The following is a 23,184-nucleotide window of genomic DNA, read 5'->3' on the forward strand; positions in this document are numbered from 1 at the left end:
AGGCTGTTGCCCAGCCAGTCGTATTCAGGAGTCCTGTGCAATGACGCGCACTCGTAAAATCGTCGCTTGGAGCTGCGCCAGCTTCGTTCTGTTAATGGCCATCGTGGTACTGGTGTTGGTGTTCTTCGACTGGAACCGCATCAAGCCGCCCCTCAACGCCAAGGTTTCCGAAGAACTGCATCGTCCGTTCGCCATTAACGGCAACCTCGCGGTGGTGTGGCAGCGTGAGCCCGATGAAGGTGGCTGGCGCGCCTGGGTGCCGTGGCCCCATGTGATTGCCGAAGACCTGACCCTGGGTAACCCTGATTGGTCGAAACAACCGCAGATGGTCACGCTCAAGAAGGTTGAGCTGCGCATTTCGCCCCTGGCCTTGCTGGTGCAGCGTGTGGTGATCCCGCGCATCGACCTCACCGAACCGAGTGCCCAGTTGCAGCGCCTGGCGGATGGCCGCGCTAACTGGACCTTCAAGTTCGACCCCAAGGACCCCGACGCCGAACCGTCCAACTGGGTGGTGGACATTGGCGCCATCGGCTTCGACAAAGGCCATGTGACCCTCGACGATCAAAGCCTCAAGACCCAGCTGGATGTGATCATCGACCCCCTGGGCAAGCCGATCCCCTTTGGCGAAATCGTCGGCGACGCCGATGCCAAGAAGGCCCTGGAAAAAGGCTCGGCGCCTCAGGACTATGCGTTCGGCCTCAAGGTCAAAGGCCAGTACCACGGGCAGAAGCTGGCGGGTACAGGCAAGATCGGTGGCTTGCTGGCCTTGCAGGACGCGGCCAAGCCGTTCCCGCTGCAAGCCCAGGTCAAGATCGCGGACACCAGCATCGCTCTGGCCGGCACCCTGACCGACCCGCTGAACCTCGGCGCCCTGGACCTGCGTCTGAAACTGTCGGGCAGCAGCCTGGGTAACCTGTACCCGCTGACCGGCGTGACCCTGCCGGACTCGCCGGCCTATTCCACCGACGGCCATCTGATCGCCAAACTGCATGAAGCCAGCGGCGCCTCCTTCCGCTACGAGAACTTCAACGGCAAGATCGGCAACAGCGACATCCACGGCGACCTGGCCTATGTCGCCAGCCAGCCACGGCCCAAGCTCAGCGGCGCGCTGGTGTCCAACCAGTTGCTGATGGATGACTTGGCGCCTTTGATCGGCGCGGACTCCAACGCCAAGCAAAAAGCCCGTGGCGGTGAAAGCAAACAGCCGGCGACCAAAGTGCTGCCGGTTGAAGAGTTCCGCACCGAGCGTTGGCGCGATATGGATGCCGACGTCGAGTTCACCGGCAAACGCATCGTCCACAGTGCCGACTTGCCTTTCACCGACCTCTACACGCACTTGGTGCTCAACGACGGCCAACTGAGCCTCGAACCCCTGCGTTTCGGCGTGGCCGGTGGCAAGCTCGATGCGCAGATTCGCTTGAACGGCCGCACCACCCCGATGGAAGGCCGCGCCAAACTCACGGCGCGTAACTTCAAGCTCAAGCAGTTGTTCCCCACCTTCGAGCCGATGAAAACCAGCTTTGGTGAACTCAACGGCGATGCCGATATTGCCGGGCGCGGTAACTCGGTGGCGGCACTGTTGGGCACGTCCAACGGTGACCTGAAGATGCTCATCAACGATGGCGCGATCAGCCGAAGTCTGATGGAAATCGCCGGGCTCAACGTGGGCAACTACGTGGTGGGCCGTCTGTTCGGCGACGAGGAAGTGAAGATCAACTGCGCGGCGGCGGACTTCGGCATCAAGACGGGCCTGGCGACCACACGGTTGTTTGTGTTCGATACCGAGAACGCGATCATCTACATCGACGGCACCGCGAATATGGCCACCGAGCAACTGGACCTGACCATCACGCCGGAATCCAAGGGTTTTCGCCTGTTCTCCCTGCGTTCACCGCTTTACGTCAATGGACCTTTCATCAAGCCCAATGCTGGCGTGAAAGCCATTCCGTTGGCGCTACGTGGTGCAGGCATGGTCGCCCTGGGCGTGATCGCCGGGCCGGCCGCCGGCTTGCTCGCCTTGGTGGCCCCAAGCGGTGGCGAGCCCAATGAGTGCGCACCGTTGCTGCAACAGATGAAGGAAGGCAAGGCGCCCAAGACCGTGAAGTAATTGTGGGAGCGGGCTTGCCCGCGATAGCGGGGTATCAGTCAATGATTTATCAACTGATCCAACGCTATCGCGAGCAAGCCCGCTCCCACAGGGGGATGTTGCGGTGTTAGTTATTACAGATCCTGCAGAATATCCGCCATATCGTCCGCGTGTTCTTCTTCCTGAGCCAGGATGTCTTCGAAGATGCGACGGGTAGTCGGGTCTTTGTCACCGATGTACTGGATGATCTCGCGGTAGCTGTCTACCGCGATCCGCTCGGCCACCAGGTCTTCGTAGACCATTTCCTTCAAGGTGTTGCCCGCCACGTATTGCGCATGGGAGTTCTTCGACAGCAGGTCGGGGTTGAATTCCGGCTCGCCGCCCAGCTGCACGATGCGCTCGGCCAGTTTGTCGGCGTGCTCGGCTTCCTGGGTCGCATGTTCCAGGAACTCATCGGCAGCCACGCTGGCCTTGAGGCCGTTGGCCATGAAGTAGTGACGCTTGTAGCGCAGCACGCAGACCAGTTCGGTGGCCAGCGACTCGTTGAGCAGGCGGATGATTTCTTCGCGGTCGGCGTCGTAGCCTTCGGTCACGGCGCCGTTTTCGACGTTCTGGCGGGCGCGGCTGCGCAGGGTCGCAACGTCAGTCAGTTGTGCTTGAGTCATTTCAATCTCCTGGGGCTAATCCGGTTGTACGCCACGCTCTGCCGGCGTGATCGCTATTGGTTGTGAGTCCCGGGCCAGGCGAAAAGTTTTATCGGATTTAACAGGATGTGTCCTGAGGGCGTCTGACCGGTGTGGTCCAGCGCTCCGACAGAATTACGCCACCCAGGGTCAGCAAGCCACCCACCAGGTGATACAGCGCCAGCTCTTCCTTGAGCACCAGCGCGGCAATCAGCGCGGTAATCAAGGGCAGCAGGTTGAAAAACAGCGTGGTACGGCTTGGCCCCAGGGTCTTGACCGAGTGCATCCACGCCAACGGCGCCAACATCGACGCCAGCAGGCAGGCGTACAGCACCAGCGGAATATTCGCCCAGCCCAAACCGGCCTTGGCCGAGAACAGATACAGCGGCAGCAGCACCACCACCGCGACCAGCACCTGCAAATACAGCAGCACCAACGGCGGCAGGCGCAGTTGCCATTTTTTCAGCAGGGTGCTGTAGACCGCATAAGCCAACGTTGCCACCAGCATCATGCCGTCGCCCAGGTTGACCCCATGTTGCAGCAACGCGCCCAAGCTGCCGGCCGACACCACCACTACCACGCCTGCGAACGACAACATCGCGCCGGTCAACGCACCGAAGGTCAGGCGTTGGCCAAGGCTGATGATCGCAGCGGTCAGCGCCATCAACGGCATCAGCGACAGGATGATGCCCATATTGGTGGCGCTGGTCAGCGTCGCGGCGTAATAGGCCAGGCTTTGATACACCGCCATGCCCAGCACGCCGAGGATAAAGATCTTGCCCAGGTTGGGACGGATCTGCGGCCAGTGGGCGACCACCGGTTTGAGCATGAACGGCGTGAACAGCAACGCAGCGAACAACCAGCGGTAAAAGCCGATTTCAGCCGGGAAGATCGAGCCCACGGCCAATTTGTTGACCACGGTGTTGCCGGCCCAGATAAAGATAGCCAGCAGCGGATAAGCGTATTGCATTGAAAAGAAACCCAGTGTGTTGACGAGGCAGGATTATCCTCTGTCTGGATCGAAGCCTATACTGCGATCCAGACAACTGAGCGTTGAATCCAGACAACATGTCCCGACACACCGTACGCCTGCCCGATTTCGCCCGCCTGCCAAGCCCTGTGTACTTTCGGTATTCCGATTTTGCCCCGGACACCGAATGCACCCCGCACCAGCACACCTGGGGCTCGCTGGATTACTCGGCCAGCGGTGTGATGCGCATGGAAGTGGCGGGCAATCGCTTCATGTCGCCACCGCAATACGCCGTGTGGGTGCCGCCGCTTACCGAGCACAGCTCCTACAATGCCGAGGCGATTGTCTACCACTCTGTGGGCCTGGCGCCGCAGCTGTGCGAGCAGTTGCCGCAGCAGCCTTGCACGTTGGCGATCAGCGATATTCTCAAGGCCATCCTCAAGGATTTCGCCCTGCGCGATGTCAATGCACCGCGCACCGATGTTGACATCCGCCTGGCCCAAGTGCTGGTGGACCAGCTCCGGCAGGCGCCGGTCCACGACTGCTTCCTGCCCTACGCCCGCCACCCTGGGTTGCTTGGGGTCTTGGAGGGCATGCAGGCCGAGCCGGGAGACAACCGCCCGCTGGCGCAATGGGCCGAGCAGGTGCATGTGAGCGAGCGCACCCTGGCGCGCCAGTTTGTGCGCGAGCTGGGCATGAGCTTCGGCGAATGGCGCCAGCGCTTGCGCTACCTGGCGGCCATCGAAGCGCTGGACAGCGACCGCAGCGTGCAACACGTGGCGTTTGATCTGGGCTACAGCACCGCCTCAGCGTTTATCGCCATGTTCCAACGCCACGCCGGCTGCACGCCGGAGCAATACCGGCGGGCGAATATTCGTGGCCGGTGAAGTTGTAACAGGTTTTGACTACACTGCGCTGTAGGCCGTGCCCGTCGGCACGGTAACAGGGAGAAAACTCCATGAAGATGCTGCGTATTCCGTTGTTGATGATGGGCCTGCTGATGTGTGCCCAGGGTTTTGCCGCCACTGCCCAGCAAAACAAAATGACCACCTGCAATGCCGAGGCCACCACCAAGACGCTCAAGGGCGATGACCGTAAGGCCTTCATGAAGACCTGCCTGTCGGCACCTGCCGCCAACGACGCCAAGACCCTGACCCCGCAGCAGCAGAAGATGAAAGACTGCAATGCGTCGGCGAAAACCCAAGCCTTGGCCGGTGATGCGCGCAAAACCTTCATGAGCACTTGCCTGAAGAAATAATAGCCCCGGGCCATAGAAGGCTGCGACACTCGCACACAGCCCCTTTGTAGGAGCGAGCAAGCTCGCTCCTACAACATCCTTCAACGCCGTTTGTTTTGAGGCTGTATGCCAACGTTTTCTCAGCGTCATGTGTTGTTGCTGTCCAGCTACATCATCATTTTCGGCGGGTTGCTGCTGGTACTGCCGCTGAAATTGCTGCCCAGCCTGCTGGCCGGCCTGTTGGTCTATGAGCTGGTCAACATGCTCACCCCTCAACTGCAACGCCTGATCGAAGGCCGGCGCGCGCGCTGGCTGGCGGTGGCCTTGCTGGGCACCCTGATCGTCAGCGTGCTGGCCTTGATTTTCGCCGGCGCCATCAGCTTCCTGCTCCACGAAGCGGAAAACCCCGGGGCGTCCCTGGATAAATTCATGGGGGTGGTCGACCGCGCGCGCGGGCAATTGCCGCCGTCCATCGACGCTTACCTGCCCGCCAGCGCCGCGGAGTTTCGCGTGGCTATTGGCGATTGGCTAAGCAAACACCTGAGCGAGCTGCAACTGGTCGGCAAAGACGCCGCCCACATGTTCGTCACCTTGCTGATCGGCATGGTGCTCGGTGCGATCATCGCCTTGCAGCGTGTGCCCGACTTGACTAAGCGCAAGCCCTTGGCCGCCGCGCTGTTCGACCGCCTGCACCTGCTGGTCCAGGCGTTTCGCAATATCGTCTTTGCCCAGATCAAGATCGCCGCGCTGAACACGGCCTTCACCGCGGTGTTCCTGGCGGTGGTGCTTCCGCTGTGTGGCATCCACCTGCCGTTGACCAAGACTCTGATCGTGCTGACCTTCCTGCTTGGCCTGCTGCCGGTGATCGGCAACCTGATCTCCAACACGTTGATCACCATCGTGGCGCTGTCACTGTCGATCTGGGTGGCGGTGGCGGCGCTGGGGTATTTGATCGTGATCCACAAGGTCGAGTACTTCCTCAACGCGCGTATCGTTGGCGGGCAGATCAGTGCCAAGTCGTGGGAGTTGCTGTTGGCGATGCTGGTGTTTGAGGCGGCGTTCGGCTTGCCGGGGGTGGTGGCGGGGCCGATTTACTATGCTTATCTGAAGAGCGAGCTGAAGCTCGGGGGGATGGTTTAGGCCTTGTGTCGCCTGGGCTGACGCCATCGCGGGCAAGCCCGCTCCCACATTGAAATGCGATCACCTGTGGGAGCTGGCTTGCCTGCGATGACGGCCTCACAGCCGGCCCCTATCTATCTGACGCCCCGCGATCAAAACTGTGGGAGCGGGCTTGCTCGCGAAGGCGGCCTGACAGTCGACACAGTTGGACCGAGTACATATCCATTTCTGCGGTAACGGCCACTTAGGGTTCCGCCCTGCGGCTCACTTTGCAAAAGCGGCAAAGTAAGCAAAACGCTCTTGCCCCACCACTCGGCACCTCGCTTAGGCTCGGTGTGCCCGTAATCCGCCAGTGATTTGGGGGGCCGCCGCCACGCGCCATCCATGGCGCGGGGCGGCTAAACCGGCATCCCTGCCGGTTTACCCCCCAAATCACTGTCGAATTCCGGCCAGCGTGGTTTAACGGGGCGCCTGAGATCAAAATCAAAAGCAGATCAAAAGCAGATCAAGAGCGGCTCGCTTCGCATCGTGGTTACCGTCAAGTGGGCGCGCCACGGTTTCAGCTGAAACTCAGCTGCCGTAGCGCTTGCTCGCCTCAATCGCCAAACCACTGCCAATACTGCCAAAGATATTGCCTTCCACATGCCGCGCATTCGGCAGCATTGCCGAGATGCTGTGACGTAGCGCCGGTATGCCGCTGGAGCCGCCGGTGAAGAACACCGTGTCCACTTGCGCCACGCTCACCGAGGCGTCGTTGAGCAACTGCGTGACGCTGCCGCGTACGCGTTCCAGCAGATTGTCGATGGACGACTCGAACAGCGCGCGGCTCAGGTCTACGCTCAGGCCGGCTTCGATGCGGTCCAGCGGCACGTGGCGGCTGTCTGCCTGGGTGAGCTGGATCTTGGTCTCTTCCACTTCCATGGCCAGCCAGTGCCCGGCGCGCTGTTCGATCAGCTTGAACAGGCGGTCGATGCCGCCGGTGTCTTCGATGTCGTAGCGCATGCTGCCCAGGGCCAGCTGGGATTTTTGTGAGTACACCGAGTTGATGGTATGCCAGGTGGCCAGGTTCATGTGGTGGCTGGTAGGCATGTAGGCGCCGCTTTTCATGCGGCTGCCGTAGCCGAACAGCGGCATCATGCCGGCTAGCGAGAGCTGTTTGTCGAAGTCGGTACCGCCGATGTGCACGCCGCCGGTGGCGAGGATGTCGCTCTGGCGGTTGTCGTTGTGACGACGCTCCGGCGACAGGCGCACCAGGGAGAAGTCGGAGGTACCACCGCCGATGTCGACGATCAGCACCAGCTCTTCTCTGGTGATGGTGGACTCGTAGTCGAAGGCAGCAGCAATCGGTTCGTACTGGAAGGAGATGTCCTTGAAGCCGATCTTGCGCGCCACGTCCACCAGGGTGTTTTCCGCTTCCTGGTCGGCCATCGGGTCGTCATCGACGAAGAACACCGGGCGGCCCAGCACCACTTCTTCGAACTCACGGCCGGCGTTGGCTTCGGCGCGGCTCTTGAGTTGGCCGATAAACAGGGCCAGCAGGTCGGTGAAGGGCATGGCAGTGCCGAGCACGCTGGTGTCGTGCTTGATCAGCTTGGAACCCAGCAGGCTCTTGAGCGAGCGCATCAGGCGGCCTTCGTAGTTCTCCAAGTATTCGTGCAGCGCCAGGCGACCGTACACCGGGCGGCGCTCCTCGAAGTTGAAAAAGACCACTGACGGCAATGTGATCTTGTCGTCCTCCAGCGCGATCAGCGTCTCCTCGCCGGGGCGGATCCAGCCGACGGTGGAGTTGGACGTGCCGAAGTCGATGCCGCAGGCACGGGCTGGGGATGCGTTTTTCATGTCTCACAGGTTCCGGGCAAAAAACGGCCGCGCAGTGTATGCCACTGGCGCGCGGATGCGTAGACCGGTGATCCGTAAATCCACCGGCATTCGTGTTACATAGCTACGTCTTGAGCCTGCCGGGGTTTGGCTAGGCTGCGGTTTTACCGCTCACGGATGAACCGCTATGCCTGATGCAACCTTCACCGCCGACCTGCGCGGCGTGCACTACGACTTCCTCAAACAACGCGTGCCAAGCTGGTTCCTGGAGGGCACGACCCAGCGCCAGGAAGAGCTGGGCCAGCACGAGATGGACATTCCTTCCTGGTACCTGGCCGCGACTCACCAGGACAAAACCGCCCTGGCCGCGCAGCACACACGTTTTCGCGAAACCCTCAATTCAATCGAAGCGCATCTCGGCCAGATCGACGACATCCTCGCGTTCGCCGAGCAGCCGCTCAAGGACGCACTCAAAAAGCAGTTCAACCTGGAGCTGGATGTACGCAATGTGTTCTTCGTGCGCAAATATGCCTACAAAGGTGCTCGCGATGATTTTTATGGCGCCTTCGTGTTTGACCAGCAAAACGATCCCTCCCTGACCCACACCTACCGAGGTGTCTCCCTGCTGGAAGCGGCCCTGGCCAATTTCGAGGCCGATGAAGAACAGCCATCGCCGTGCAACGATTGCCAACTCATTACCCGCTGGAACCCCGACAACCCCCATATCATCGCGACATTCGCGGCCGTCAGCGCCCACGCCGTGGCGATCAAGCCCCATGAGTTTGCCAAGCTGTGCCGCTCCCTGGACCTCGGCGCCCAGTATCACAAGCACATCAAGGAGGTGGTCGAACCCGACGCCGCCCAGGAGCGCGAGGCGCTGGAGCAAGTGCTTGAGGAGCATCAACGCCAGCAACTGGCGCTGAGCATCGAGATTGCCCGGTTGCAGTTAAACGGCGCGTTGAGTGCCGATGCCTATCAGATGCTCAAACAGGTGGTAGCCGGTTCCGGCACGCCGAAGCTTGCGGGTAAGCCGGTTACCTATGCCGCCCTCAAGGTACTGGACAGCGTGCTGGTGGGGCCGCTGCTGATCGGGCCAGACCGTGCACATTCGGACCGTACCGAGCGCCTGGTGGTGTACATACCCGGCGACCCGCAACAGCCGGTCAAGGAGTACGCCTCCAGTGGCGAGTTCATGGTCGACCTGCGCATGCGCTTGCACAGCGCGTCGTATCGACGCTTTTTCAGCCGCTTTGTACCGGTGCGCGAGCAAGGCGGATTTTTCGCTCGTTTCAACCGGTTGTACCAGCCCGCCGACAATGACAACGGCGGGACGGATTATCCGCTGCGTAAGGCGTTGGTGCATTTGCCCATGGACGAGTTCCTCCTCAGCGGTGATCTCTGGCAGCGCAGTCGCCAGGCGCATATCCGCAAGATCTTGAGTGATGCGCGGGCCGTGGCCGTACCCACCGAGGACGAGGACCGCAAGGCGCGGCTGGAGCGCCTGGAAAGTTTTTTCGATGCCGCTGTCAGCGTGTTCAACCTGGCGGCCTTCGTGGTGCCAGGGCTGGGGCCTATCATGCTGGCCGTGGGCGCGTCGCAGATGTGCTACGAGGTGTTTGAAGGGATAGAAGCCTATGGGCAAGGCGAGCCACGGCAAATGTGGGCGCATTTTGCGTCGGTGGCGTTGAACGTGGCGTTTATTGCCACCGGCGCCAAGGTGTTGCCCGCCATCAAATGGCAAAGCGCGGTGGACCACCTCAAGCCTGTGACGATGCCGTCCGGCAAGCAGGTGCTGTGGAACCCTGACCTCGCGCCCTACGCGTCGCCGGTCAAACCGGCGCCCGAGGCCAAGGCCAACGCGCTGGGCCTGTATAACCACGACGGTCAACAGTTGCTGGCATTCGAGGATGCGCATTATCAGGTCAGGCAAGACCCTCACACCGGCGATTACCGCATTCAGCACCCGACGCGGCTCGACGCTTATGCACCGGAGCTGGAGCACAACCACAACGGCGTTTGGACCCACGAGCTGGAAGAACCGCTGACTTGGGACGAATCAACCCTGCTCAAACGCTTGGGGCTTGCCGAGCAGGCCGACCCGCTGCGTATCAGCGGCGTCGACACCGACGTGTTGCGCCAGGCCGCGGTCCATCACGAGCCACTGCCGTTGCTGCTGGAAGACACGCTCAAGCGCTTCCAATTGCACCAACAGCTCACCACCTTTGTCGAGCAGATAAAAAGCAGCGACCCATTGGTGTACTCGAAAGCCGAACCGGCGCTGCAATTTGACCTGCTTCAGCGCCGTGGCCTGCTGCCCGACAACGTGGCGCTGAAAGTTATCGGCCCTCAGGGCGAGGTGCTCTGGGAGGCAGCTGATGCACCGGCGTCGGCCAGCAAGCGCGTCATGGTGGTGACCGAAAGCGCCATGGCCCAGGGCCGTTTGCTCCGGGAGTTGCTGTACACCTTGCAGGGTGTCGACCCGCTGCTCAAAGAGTTTCCAGGTAGCCCCGAGGAATCGCTGGAGGTGCGCGCGGGCAAGCTGCGCCATTATCTCGGCGATGCCGTTGACACCCTCAAGGGGCCGTTGCTGGAACAACGCTACCAAGTGCTGAACCCTACGACCGATGCCGATGTACAACGTTTGCTGGATACCTATCCTGCCTTGCCCACAGCGGTCGCCGAGCGTGTGTTGCAAGGGGCGACGACAGATCAACTGCAGGCCTTTCGCAACACGCGCCGCTTGCCCGAGCCCCTGGCCACGCAAGCCCGATGGTGTGCCCAGGAAACCCGGGTGGCCCGTGCCTATGAAGGGTTGCACCTGGACACCCTGACGCACCTCGACAGCCAGCGCCTGGCCTTGCGCACCCTGGAAACCCTGCCGGGCTGGCACCGCGGCTCGCGCATCGAGCTGCGTCAGTATTCGGCTGAAGGCACGGTGCTGGATGCCATCGGCTCCCCTGACTTTCCGCATAAACGCACGCTGGTATTGCTGGAACGCGGCGACTTCCAAGCCTCCATGCCCGGCGATTTTTACAGCGCTATATGGGAACAATTGCCGCTCGATGAACGCCAGCGCCTGGGTCTGAGCAGTGCCGCTGAACTGAAGCAGACGATTCAACGCAGCCCGTTACCGCGTGAACCGTTGCGCACGGTGCTGGAGGAGAACCCGTTGCGTAAGCCTGACTATGACCCGATGGCCAGGCTGTTGGGCGGCGCGCCTGGGGTGCGACAGTTGTTAAGGACGGCAGGGAGTGTGCTTCGCTCCCCGGCGGAGCGGGTACGGCGGTTGTTTCCAACCTTCAGCGACGAACAGGTCACAGCGTTCATTGAGTCGCTGGGCACAGACGTGCGGGGCGAGTTGGCCAGCCGTGAGTTGGAGTACCGAACTCTGAAAAAAACCTTGAAGGTCTGGGCACAAGCAAAGGGGCCGCGGGCCTTGGCCCCTTACAGCGAGGAGTGGCGTGTGAGCGAAGAGATCAAACGCTGCTGGCGCCGTGAGACCGGGAACCAACTGCACATTCGCCTGCCGAGGGACAGTCTCTATTGGGTGGATTTGCCCGGCATAAAAGGGGGCTTCGACCATGTCCGGGAGTTGGTGTTGTCGAATGTCAAATGGGGTGGGCATTCCAGTGCGTTGTTCCTCGAAAACTTTACCGAGTTGAACAGCCTGAGCATCACGGGGGCCGAAATGACCGAGCTGCCTGCGGTGATTGGCGACATGAAACAGCTCACGTCGCTGAAGCTGCACGCCAACGGCCTGCAGTTGACCGAACGCAGCGCGGGACTGTTAAGCGATCTCAATGCGCTGCAAGTGCTCGACCTGTCGAGTAACCCATTGGGGGTGACGCCAGACTTCAGTGGCATGCCCCATTTAAGAGAGCTGAATCTATTCTGGACGCGAATCGAGCGGTGGCCGTCGGGGTTGAGAGAGCAGGCCGGGCTGGAGCGCCTCGACCTGCGCCAGAACCGTCTGCAACAGGTACCGCAGGACAACCTGGTGCCGCCCGCGGATCAATTGGAAGCCGTGGCACGGATCAACAATGTCACCTTGCTTGAGGATAATCGCTTCCCGCCCGATTACTGGAAAACCTTCGATAAGTACTGGCAGGACCTGGCCCAGTCTCGACCCGACCTGTTGCAAGGGGCGCTTGAGGGCGCTTTCGACAGTAAAAATCCGCGCATCGAGAAGGTGGTGTACATGTACCCTGAGTACTCCGTGCAGAAGGCCAGGGCGCTTATCTGGTCCTGGGGTGAAGGGGCTGAGGCGCAGCTGAACCGCCTCTGGCAAGAGCATTCTGTGCTGCTCCGGCAGTTGAACGGATGGCTGTTTTCAGGCGGTGGTGAGCGCCAGCGCTATGTGCGTGTCGGCGAGCGTGCCAATGACGCAGGGTCTTTGCGTGACCGCCACCATGCCTGGGAGCGTATCTTGCGGTGCTGGAGGCAAGACACACCGCAACAGCTCACCAATGATGGCGAACCTTTCGGGCTTGAGTTGAACCTCAGTGATCTGAACCTGCCGAGCCTGCCTGACCTGGATGCGGATTTCAGCCATGTGGGTTCGCTCAAACTGAGCAATATGAACCTGCGAACCTCGCCGGAAGGGTTCCTCGCGCGTTTTCGCGGCGTGCGCTGGCTCGACTTGTCGAACAACCAGTTGCGTGAGTTACCGCCGGCGGTTGGGCAGATGCATGGCTTGACCCGCTTGTCCCTGCAAAACAACCGGATCCGCCTGACTGCCGATTCCGCGGCGATACTTTCCTCACGCATCACACTCAAGGCTCTGGTGCTCAATTCAAACCCTCTGAGCAGGGCGCCGGACTTCAGCCAAATGACCAATCTGCACTCGTTGGGCATGGGGGCCACCGGCCTCGATACGTGGCCTACCGGGTTGGACGAGCTCCCCCTGTTGGACATGGTGTACCTGCGAGGCAACAATATTTCCACCTTGCCCGATGCGCTGGTCGCACCGTCGGATGAGCAACTGGAACAGACACTGCGGGTCACCCGGGTCACCGACCTGGGCCTGAACCCGCTGTCCGCCGATACGCGTCAACGCATCAACGCCTACGGCGACCGGCTCACCGCCACAGAACGAGCAGCCAATCGATTGGTCGCCAGCGTGACGAGTGCGGTGGATGGCCCGGTGGAGCTGCATGGCGCGGATGCTCCGTTTCGGCGCTGGTCCACGGGCTTTTCCACTGAGCAATTGGCGCAGCGCCGGCTCCAGTGGTCCACCCTGCGTGCATTACCCGGTTCGGACGGCTTCTTTGAAGTGCTCCGGGACCTGGAAATAGCGCCCGCCGGTCTTGAGGACTTGCAGCGCCGCATCTGGGAGGTGATCGATGGCATCACGCAAAACAGCAATGAGTCCGAGCAGTTGCGCAAGGAGATGTTCGAGTGGGCGGGGCGGGCGGCCTGCTGTGACCGGGCGGCATTGACCTTCAGCAACCTGGAGATCCTGCTGATGACCCACAACGCCAAGGCGCTCGCTTTGGATTCGACCCAGGGTGCGGCCCTGCTGAAGCTGTCCAAGGGGCTGTTCCGTCTCGATGAGCTGGAAAAGATCGCCCTGGAGGATATCGACCAGCGCAGAGCCGCGATCACCGCACGCGAGGGCTTGACCCCCACCCAACGTGAGAGGGCCTTGAGGGCCGTGGAAGAGGTTGAGGTGCGCATGGCGTATCGCCATGAGCTCAAGGATCGCCTTGAATTGCCCGGTCAACCACAGCACGCCCGGTTTGCCCATTTCGGCAATGTGACCCAGGAAATGCTCGATGCGGCCTACCTACGGGTGCTCAGCCTGGATAACTCCGCCCAGGAGTTGCAAGCCATGCTCGCCAGAGACTTCTGGAAAGACTATGTGGCGAATAAATACCGTGCGCAGTTTGAAGCACAGAACGACCCCCATCACGATCAAATGGAAGCCTTGCAGCGCGATTTCGAGGCCGGGACACTGCCTCGCGCCAGCTACGACACCAAGGTCAAGGCATTGCAGGCGCAGTTCGAGATCGAAGAAGCGCAATTGATCGAACGCTTGAGTCGCGATGAAGTGGCGCAGGCGCTGGTTCCGACGGCAAGCCTTGAAGTCTTGGTAGAAAGCGCCGGCCCCGGGCTGCAACTGTCTCAGGCGCAAGCGATCGACTTTAATGGCAAGCGCTACTTCGTGGCGAGCATGCCCGATGCGGGCGATGGCGAGCACTACGTGTTATGGGTACAAGCGGCGGATAACCCCTTGCGTTTGACCAGCAGCGCAATCGTCGCCAAGCCTGATGTCAATGGAGTGTGGCGACGTAGAGGCCTGGCGGGCGGGATGGTGCAGCCGGGGTCCGACGATGAGTTTGTCGATGCTTCGGAATCCATGCCGGTGAAGCCCTATACCACGGCCGAACTCAGTTACATGCGCCGGGAAGTGCACTTCACGGCCAACCCTAATCCGGTCGGCAGTTACATCCGCGCCAACAATGGCAAGTACCCCCTCAGGGATTACCAGGGCAGGCCGATCCGTATCCGCTCCCTGGAAAGGCAAGTGACCTTGGACTCCGGCACCCAATACACCTCCGCGCAGGTCAAACCCTACATTCAGTTTGAAGGGTATGAGCACGTCGGCGCACGCTATGAAGCGCAACTGCAACTGCGCACATTCACGGCACAGGATGTGAAAGTGCCGGGCGAAAAGGCGTTGATCGGCCAGTCCATGGTGGTGGCCAACCGGCGTATTGCCAAAGGGGAAATCGTCGGTGTATACGGCGGTACCGTATTGCCGTCGGGTATCTTCGGCGAGGGCGGCCAGACCTACACCATGAAGGTGGGCAGCCAGAGGGTTGCCCAGGGCAATAGTCTGGTGGAGCTGCCGATCCATTTGTCGGGGGACAATATTCTGTCGCGGATAAACACCCACTTTGAGTACGACGACAACGGCAAGCCGCTGCGCCAGGCGCCAGGTGGCTATAACGTCGAGACGGTGGGGTTTGATGTCGAGGCCGATATGTGGCTGGGCGTGGGGCCAGGGGCGCAGGTAAAGCGCAAACCCTTCATCCTCAACGCTCTTTTCGCCACAGAAGCTATCGCCGCGGGCACCGAACTGCGCATGGACTACCAGTACACCGAGGGGATGATAAAAAAGCAGTTCGCCTGATCCTACCCGCATCGGTAATCGGTCCGTCGTCGTAAATAGCGCTATCCCATCTTGAAAGGCGGCGTTTTGCCCCAATCTTGTGGGCATATCCAGGCGGTACACAGCCATTGCATGACGTCTGTGTGCCGCCGCTTAACTTATGACGCGCCCTGACATCAATTCCCAGGCTGCCAGCCATGGCGTGCCGTGTGGCGGGCTGCGCGATATCGATAACGGATGGTGATGCCCCCATGGATTTCAAAGACTACTACAAGATTCTCGGTGTCGAGCCGACGGCTGACGACAAGGAGATCAAGTCGGCTTATCGCAAGCTGGCGCGTAAATATCACCCGGACGTCAGCAAGGAAAAGGATGCCGAATCCAAGTTCAAGGATGCGTCCGAGGCCTATGAAGCGCTGAAAAGTGCCGACAAACGCGCCGAATACGATGAACTGCGCAAATACGGCCAGCATGGCCAGCCGTTCCAGGGGCCACCGGGTTGGCAGAGCCGTGGAGGCTTTGGTGGCGGCCAGGACGCGGGCGATTTTTCGGACTTTTTCAGTTCGATCTTCGGTTCGCGCGGCGATGCCTTCGGTGGCGGCCAGCGCCGTCCTACCGGGCGCAAGGGCCAGGATGTGGAGATGCAGCTCATGGTTTCCCTGGAGGAAACCCTGTCCACCGAGTCCAAGCAGATCAGCTTCCAGGTGCCACAGTACGATGCTTCCGGTCGGCATGTGAGCAACACCACCAAAAGCCTGAACGTGAAGATCCCGGCCGGTGTGGCCGATGGCGAGCGCATTCGGCTCAAGGCCCAGGGCGCGCCGGGCATTGGTGGCGGGGCCAATGGTGATTTGTACCTGATCATCAAGTTCGCACCCCACCCCAAGTTCGAGGTGGACGGCGAAAACCTGATCATCAACCTGCCGCTGGCACCCTGGGAACTGGCGCTGGGCACGGAAGTGGCCGTGCCGACTCTCACCGGCAAGATCAACCTCAAGGTGCCTGCCGGCAGCCAGAACGGCCAGCGCATGCGCGCCAAGGGCCATGGCTTGCTGAACAAGGCCGGGCAACGCGGCTATCTGTTCATCCAGCTCAAGGCGGTGATGCCCAAGGCGGCGGATGATGAGGTCAAAGCGCTGTGGGAGGCCTTGGCACAAAAGGCCGCGTTCAATCCGCGCGAGCAGTTCTGAACGGGTCATTGATTTAGTTAGCGCCAGGCGCAAAACCGGCGTGCCTAGGATGACAACCTCTTCCAAGAAAAAGGTTGTCATCCTATGCCGGACTTTCAGGTCACCGACCCCGCCACTCCGCTTCCCGGTGAGCAGGGCCAACATTACGAGCTGATCAAACAGGCGATTCCCACTTGCCTGGTCAACAGTTCGCCCTCCCGCCGCAAGGCCCTCAAAGATACGCCGCCGGCCATTCCCCGCTGGTATGACGCCGCTTCCCAAGCCCGTAAAGATCAGCTCAAAGTGCTGCTGGATGCCCGTTGCGATTCGCTCAACGAGCTGGAGAAAACCTTCAGTCACATACGCTCGGAGCAAGCGTTTGCCCAACCCTTGCTGGAAGCCAAGCTAAAGGCTATCGGCCATGAGCTGGACGTCAATCAAACCTGGTTGCGCCTGTATGTACCGGTCGAAGATGCCTTTGGCGTAAAAACCGGTGGCTTCAGGGTCAAAACGTTCTCCCTGCTGCACGCTGCCCTCGGCAACTTTGAGCAACGGGAGACTCGAGAGGGCTATTTCAACAGCGCCTCAGGTTTCATTACCCAACCGGACGTGCGCGATCATTTCGAGCGCCACACCACGACCCTGAAGATTCATGCGTTCACCCAGCTGTGCCGAGACCTGGACCTGGGCAAGCAGTACCAGGCTCACCTCAAGGCACAGTTGAAACCTGACGACGCCAAATCCCAAGCCGAACTGCGCGAACGTTACGTCCGGCATCAGAAAGCCGCCTTCAAGGCGGCGGCGTACCTGGCGTTGCTCAAAGGCGACATTGGCGACAGCGACCACGCGCTGCTGATGCGGGTGGCGGCCGGGGAAAAACATATTCTCAGCGACGGTAAGCCCATCGGGTATCGCAGCCTGAGCCTGATGAACCTGCATGTGCACGATTGCCTGGTCATCGACACTTGCGCCAAGCCTGGCTACACCTGCTGGGTCATCGTCTATATTCCCGATGACCCCGACCATCCCATCAAGCGTTATGAAAGCTTCAATGACTTTCGCAATGATTTGACCGAGCGCCTGAGCGCGAAAACCACCCAGCAAGCTGACCGCTCCCAAGGCTGGAAGGCTACGCCGAACCAGCATTTTTTTGCCCGGTTCGTTGCCGACAAAGACCGCGCCTACTACTACAAACGACTGACCGAACTGGTGCTGGACGCACCTCCCCAGCCGTTTGGTGCACAGGCCTTGCGATCGGAGTGGGGGCGCTTGCTGACTTCTCCGTCCTTTGCCACGCCTTCGGCACTGGGCGAACCCCAGCCCTACGTGCGCGTGCATGCCACTGCCCCTGAATTCAACATTCGCGCCCACACCCTGACGGACCTATGGCAAGTTGCAGACCTGTGGACCTATCGCCTGGGCAGCCTGCGTACGCGGCTGTTCGAGAACGCCCGGCATCGTGCGGTGAGCACCGCCGATGTCGATGAGGCCTCGCGTTCACTGCGCGCTGCGCATTACCTGAGTATCGGCCTGTTCGGCCTGAACCTGGTGGCCATGGCGGTGCCGCCGCTGGGTGTGGTGATGGCCGTGGCGATGGCCGGGCAAATGCTCTACGAAGTCATCGAAGGTGTCATCGAGCTGAGCGAAGGCGACCGTGAAGCGGGCTGGGCGCACATTACCGATGTGGTGGAAAACCTGGCGACGCTGGCCGCACAGGCGGCGGTGTTTCATTTTACCGTCTCGCCGTTTATCGAGCAGCTCAAGGCTGTCACCTTGCCCAGTGGCAAGACCCGGCTGTGGAATCCCGACCTGTCGGCCTACGAGCACTCCTCTTCGTTACCAGCGGTGGCGGCGGATGAGCAGGGCCTGCACCGGCACAACGGCCAAACCGTGCTGCCATTGGAGGGTAAACGCTATGCCGTGCAACAAGACCCGCTGACCGAGCAATACCGCATCCTCCATCCCACACGCGCCGAGGCCTATCAACCGATATTGAAGAGCAACAGCGCTGGCCTGTGGAACCATGAAGTGGAACGCCCGCACACCTGGGAAGGCGCTACGTTGATGCGGCGATTGGGCCCGGTGACGGACGGCTTCAGCGATGCCGAGTTGGAGCAGGCGCGCAGCGTGGCGGCTGTGAGTGAGGACGTGCTGCGCCGCGTGCATGTGGAAGGCGAGCCGGTACCGGCGATCCTGCTCGACACCCTGCGCCAGTTCAGGGCGTATCGCGATGCGGTGAACGTCGCCGAGGGCATTCGCCAGGGCTCGCTCAGCAGCGCACTGTGCAGCTATGCCGCATCCCTGGCGGTGGAGTTGCCGGGATGGCCAGCGAGCAAGGCGATCGAGGCATTTGCCGGCACCGAGTTGAGCGGGCCGTCGATCAAATACGGTAATCAGCAGGCCGCGGCGGCGGACACCGTGCAGGTCCACCGCGCCGATTTGATGAGTGGCCAGTTGCCCATACGCATTATCGAAGCGCTCAGCGAACCTCAGCGCGATGCTCTGGTGGGCAGTTACACCGCCCGCACACCCGAGGCGAGAACCGAGGCCCTGAGATTGAAACTCGAACAAAGGGCCATCGAGGTGCGCGAGCGGTTGATGAAGAGTATCTACGTCGAGCAGCAGCCACCCTCCGACACCGCGATTATGCTGATCCAGCGCGACTTCAGTGGCGTGCCGACGATTTTGGCGCGCGAAGTGCTGGTGGACGCGACGCCGAGCGAGCGCGACACGATGAACCGCGCCAAGCGCATTCCCCTGCGCCTCGCTGAAAAGGCGCGCCGGGCGCAGCAGCAAATGCGCCTGACCCTCGCGTATGAAGGCTTGTACCTCGACGCGTTGGCCGGCCCAGACACCGAAACCCTGGCCCTCAACACACTGGCGGCGCTTCCCGGCTGGTCGGACAATCTGCGTCTGGAAGTTCGCGAAGGCCGGCTTGAAGGCCCTCTGCGCGCCAGCTTTGGCCCTCTGGAGGCGAGCAATCGCAAGGTGCTGGTGCGCGTGGAGGATGGGCGCTACCAAGCCTTTGATGAGCGCGGCCAGCACCTGCATGGGCTCAATGGTTTCTATGGTGCTTTGCAGCATGCGTTGACCGATGCCCATCGCAACGCGATTGGCGTGCCCCACGTCGGCCAGGGTGAGCAATTGAAGGGGTTGATCAAGCAGCATGCAATAGGCCGAGTACCGTTGCGCAAAGCCTTGGGCATGTCGCCGGAAAAACTGGCGTTTTTTCGACCGCCGAGCGTGTTGCCGGGTGAGCGTCGCGGCTATCCATTGAGCGGGCGGGGTGGCACTGATTGGGAGAGGATCACACGGGAACGGATTCGCAGCCTGTACCCGGAGATCACCCGGGACGAAATGCTCGCCATGATCAACGAGCGCGGCGCGCTGGATCTGAGCTGGCTGCGCGCGCTGGAGCAAGAGCACAAGACCCTGCAATCCACCTTGCATAAATGGCTGAGCACACAACCCGAGGGCATGGAGGCGTTTGGTGAACAGCATCGCAAGATGCTAAGGGCCAGGCGCAAGATTTATGCAGCGCTGGATGACGCCTGGCGAAAGGTTGGCCCACGGCACTACGACAGAAGTGGGCGGCTCTTGGGGCAGAAAATCGAATGGTTGGAAGAGGACCTGGCGCAGCAGTTACGGACCTTGCCCGCGCTGACCGCAGACTTCGACCATGTCAGTTACCTGGGCATTGTCGGAACCGCAGGCTCGGAGCTGGCGGATGCGGACGTGCAGCCATTGCTCGCGAACTTTCGCGGGCTGCGTCGATTGGGGATCGAGGCTGCTCAACTGACACGCCTGCCGTCCGCCATCGAACACATGCCGCATCTGCAGCGCTTGCATTTGGGCGGCAACGATATTGTCCTGACGCCTGAAGACGTCCTGCGCTTGAAAGATCGGGTGCATCTCAAGGAGTTGTTTTTGGACATGAACCCACTCGGCTTGCCACCCGATGTCGGGCGCATGCCGCGCTTACAGACCTTGCTGCTTAATGACACAAGCCTGGAGGAGTGGCCTGCCAGTGTGTTCCGTGTGCCCAGGCCGGAAAATTTCATTCTGGATATGCGGCAGAACCCAATAGCGCGGATTCCCGAGTTCGCGCCGGGCTCGGATAAGGCACTGATTGTGGCGAAAACCTTCCTCACCCGTGAAGAGCTGACGCCTGAGCTGCTTGCTCAATTCAAGCGGTACATCGAGGCCGCTGGCCGCGATCCGGATCGCCAGTTGCCCAAGAGAGGGGCGCTGGACAGCCAGCAGTGGAAAACCGGTTATTCGGCGCAGGAGTGGCCCTCCAGGCAAGTGTTGTGGGACATGTTGGAAGAGTCGTTTGGCTCCGAGGGTTTTTTCAATCTTCTTCGTGCCGTCAGGCGTTCGGGGGATGCGACAGCCGCTAGCGGTGTGTGGTTGCCAGAGCTGACAGCGAAGGTCTGGCGCATGCTCGAGGCCATGGGCGAGGATGCCCAGTTGCGCGAGCAACTGTTCCTGATGGCCAGGGACCCCGCAGCCTGCGTGGACGCCGGAGCCCAGATGTTCAATGCGATGGGCGTTGCCGTGCTGCATTGGTCGGCGTACTTCAGCGAGGATGTGGCCTCCGTGCGCAAGGCTGTCTTCAACCTGGCCAGGGGCAAGTGGCGGCTCGATGAGTTGGGCCGTATCGCCCATGAGCGCGTGTCCCAACTGCAGGCCGACGGCGTCAAGTTTCCGGAGTACGACGCGCAAGGCGCACGCGTCGATCATTACGATGCCCACGGCAATGTGATCGCCGATATCGACGAAGTCGAGATCTACCTGGCGTACACAACGCCACTGGCAACCCGCCTGGACCTGCCCTGGCAATCGCGGAGCATGATGTTCCGCGAGGATTATGTGACGGCGCCCATGGTCGAGACGGCATTCAACCGCGTACAACTGCTGGACCAAGGCGAACTGCTGCGTGGCAACCTGCTGGAGCAGCCGATGTGGACTGACTTCCTGCAGCGTGCGCATCAAACTGATTACGCGCCGATTGCCGAAAAATTCGACGCCCTGATCGACTATGAGGCCGCGCAGGCACAATGGGCCGCCGCTGCCCACCTCCCCGAGAGAGCGAGGCAGGCCCTGCGTCAAACCATCAGCCAGACGGCCCGGCGCCTGGGCCGATCGGCTTCGGAAAGTGAACCGGGGCAACTGATGCCCCAGCAAGACTACGATGACACCTTTGGCCGCATCAATGCCGAGCTGATCACCTTGAACCAGACACTGACCGATCAAGCGATCAGCGCCATCCTCTAGAACAGGAAGTACCGCTGGGCCATCGGCAACACCTCGGCCGGTTCGCACCACAGCAACTGACCGTCAGCCTTGACCTGATAGGTTTGCGGGTCAACCTCGATATCCGGCAGGTAATCGTTGTGGATCAGGTCGGTTTTCTGCACATCGCGGCAACCCTTGACCACCGCGATCTGCTTCTTCAGGCCCAGGGCCTCGGGCAGTCCGGCCGCCTGCGCGGCCTGGCTGATAAACGTCAGGCTGGTGGCGTGCAGGGAGCTGCCGAAGCTGGCGAACATGGGGCGGTAATGCACCGGCTGCGGCGTCGGGATCGAGGCGTTGGCGTCGCCCATCAGGCTCGAAGCAATGGCGCCGCCCTTGAGGATCAGCGTGGGCTTGATGCCGAAAAAAGCCGGGCGCCACAGCACCAGGTCGGCCCATTTGCCGACTTCGATGGAGCCGACGATATGGCTGATGCCGTGGGTGATCGCCGGGTTGATGGTGTATTTGGCGATGTAGCGCTTGGCGCGGAAATTGTCGTTGCCGGGGCCGTCGCCGGGCAGCGGGCCACGCTGTTTTTTCATCTTGTCGGCGGTCTGCCAGGTGCGTGTGATCACCTCGCCGACGCGGCCCATAGCCTGGCTGTCGGAACTGATCATCGAGAACGCGCCGAGGTCGTGCAGGATGTCTTCGGCGGCGATGGTTTCGCGGCGGATGCGGCTTTCGGCGAAGGCCACGTCTTCGGCAATGCTCGGGTCCAGATGGTGACACACCATCAACATGTCCAGGTGTTCGTCGATGGTGTTACGCGTGAACGGCCGCGTCGGGTTGGTGGAGCTGGGCAGCACATTGGGGAAACCGCAGGCCTTGATGATGTCCGGCGCATGCCCGCCACCGGCACCTTCGGTGTGGTAGGTGTGGATGGTGCGGCCCTTGAGCGCGGCGAGGGTGGTTTCGACAAAGCCCGACTCATTGAGGGTGTCGCTGTGGATCGCCACCTGCACGTCATATTGGTCAGCGACGCTCAGGCAGTTGTCGATGCTGGCGGGCGTGGTGCCCCAGTCTTCGTGCAGCTTCAAGCCGATCGCACCGGCCTTGACCTGCTCGATCAGCGGCTCGGGCAAACTGGCGTTGCCCTTGCCGGTAAAGCCAATGTTCATCGGGAACGAATCGCTGGCCTGCAGCATCCGCGCAAGGTGCCACGGGCCGGAGGTGCAGGTGGTGGCATTGGTGCCGGTGGCCGGCCCCGTGCCGCCGCCGATCATGGTGGTGACGCCGCTGGTCAGGGCCTCTTCGATCTGCTGTGGGCAAATGAAATGCACGTGGGAGTCGATGCCGCCGGCGGTGAGGATCATGCCTTCCCCGGCGATCACTTCGGTGCTGGCGCCGATGGCCATGGTCACGCCGGGCTGGATGTCCGGGTTACCGGCTTTGCCAATCGCGTGGATGCGGCCATTCTTCAAGCCAACGTCTGCCTTGACGATGCCCCAGTGGTCGATGATCAATGCGTTGGTGATCAGCGTGTCGACCACTTCATGGGCGAGCAATTGGCTCTGGCCCTGGCCGTCGCGGATTACCTTGCCGCCGCCGAATTTGACCTCTTCGCCGTAGATGGTGAAGTCCTGCTCGACTTCGACGAACAACTCGGTGTCGGCCAGGCGCACCTTGTCTCCGACGGTGGGGCCGTACATGTCGGCGTAGGCTTGGCGGGTGATTTTCATGTGTGTGCCCTGAA

The 23,184-nt window shown here is 61.2% G+C and carries 11 protein-coding genes; 7 read left to right on the plus strand and 4 right to left on the minus strand.

Annotation, left to right across the window (positions count from 1 at the left end; genetic code table 11):
- Positions 1-40 precede the first annotated feature (40 nt).
- A complete protein-coding gene (locus TX24_RS02255; RefSeq protein WP_034134771.1) occupies positions 41-2,107 on the plus strand; it encodes an AsmA family protein in 2,067 nt (688 codons plus the stop codon).
- Positions 2,108-2,220: 113 nt separating this feature from the next.
- On the opposite strand, the gene TX24_RS02260 is transcribed toward TX24_RS02255, so the two are convergent.
- Positions 2,221-2,751: a ferritin-like domain-containing protein gene (locus TX24_RS02260; RefSeq protein WP_003188119.1), complete on the minus strand. Its 531-nt coding sequence runs from the start codon at positions 2,749-2,751 to the stop codon at positions 2,221-2,223.
- A 97-nt stretch (positions 2,752-2,848) separates the two neighbouring features.
- Positions 2,849-3,739 carry a DMT family transporter gene (locus tag TX24_RS02265; RefSeq protein ID WP_057709618.1) on the minus strand — a complete coding sequence of 297 codons (891 nt, stop codon included), beginning with the start codon at positions 3,737-3,739 and terminating at the stop codon, positions 2,849-2,851.
- A gap of 98 nt (positions 3,740-3,837) precedes the next feature.
- Here TX24_RS02265 and TX24_RS02270 point away from each other — a divergent pair, with 98 nt between their 5' ends.
- The 3 genes from TX24_RS02270 to TX24_RS02280 all read left to right on the plus strand — a co-directional run bounded on the left by TX24_RS02270 (position 3,838) and on the right by TX24_RS02280 (position 6,116).
- A complete protein-coding gene (locus tag TX24_RS02270; RefSeq protein WP_057709619.1) occupies positions 3,838-4,626 on the plus strand; it encodes an AraC family transcriptional regulator in 789 nt (262 codons plus the stop codon).
- A 71-nt stretch (positions 4,627-4,697) separates the two neighbouring features.
- Positions 4,698-4,997: a PsiF family protein gene (locus tag TX24_RS02275; RefSeq protein ID WP_003188123.1), complete on the plus strand. Its 300-nt coding sequence runs from the start codon at positions 4,698-4,700 to the stop codon at positions 4,995-4,997.
- A 105-nt stretch (positions 4,998-5,102) separates the two neighbouring features.
- Complete coding sequence (locus TX24_RS02280; RefSeq protein WP_003188124.1) at positions 5,103-6,116, plus strand: AI-2E family transporter; 1,014 nt, start codon at positions 5,103-5,105, stop codon at positions 6,114-6,116.
- A gap of 549 nt (positions 6,117-6,665) precedes the next feature.
- Here the strand turns inward: TX24_RS02280 and TX24_RS02285 are convergent.
- Positions 6,666-7,934 (minus strand): Hsp70 family protein, encoded by a 1,269-nt coding sequence (locus tag TX24_RS02285; RefSeq protein WP_057709620.1) that lies wholly within the window; start codon positions 7,932-7,934, stop codon positions 6,666-6,668.
- A 166-nt stretch (positions 7,935-8,100) separates the two neighbouring features.
- Between TX24_RS02285 and TX24_RS02290 the strand changes: the two genes are divergently transcribed.
- The 3 genes from TX24_RS02290 (at position 8,101) to TX24_RS02300 (ending at position 21,473) form a co-directional block, all read left to right on the plus strand.
- Positions 8,101-15,048, plus strand: coding sequence for an NEL-type E3 ubiquitin ligase domain-containing protein (locus TX24_RS02290; RefSeq protein WP_057709621.1), 6,948 nt, complete (start codon positions 8,101-8,103; stop codon positions 15,046-15,048).
- A 230-nt stretch (positions 15,049-15,278) separates the two neighbouring features.
- On the plus strand, positions 15,279-16,217 hold the full coding sequence (locus TX24_RS02295) for a DnaJ C-terminal domain-containing protein (protein ID WP_003188131.1): 939 nt from the start codon (positions 15,279-15,281) through the stop codon (positions 16,215-16,217).
- A gap of 84 nt (positions 16,218-16,301) precedes the next feature.
- Entirely contained in the window at positions 16,302-21,473 is a 5,172-nt protein-coding gene (locus tag TX24_RS02300; RefSeq protein ID WP_057709622.1) for a dermonecrotic toxin domain-containing protein, read from the plus strand.
- Here the strand turns inward: TX24_RS02300 and ureC are convergent.
- On the minus strand, positions 21,470-23,170 hold the full coding sequence (ureC, locus tag TX24_RS02305) for an urease subunit alpha (protein ID WP_003188133.1): 1,701 nt from the start codon (positions 23,168-23,170) through the stop codon (positions 21,470-21,472). The genes TX24_RS02300 and ureC overlap by 4 nt on opposite strands.
- Between the last annotated feature and the right edge of the window lie 14 nt (positions 23,171-23,184).

The organism is Pseudomonas lactis (genome assembly GCF_001439845.1).
Taxonomy (GTDB): Bacteria; Pseudomonadota; Gammaproteobacteria; order Pseudomonadales; family Pseudomonadaceae; genus Aquipseudomonas; species Aquipseudomonas lactis.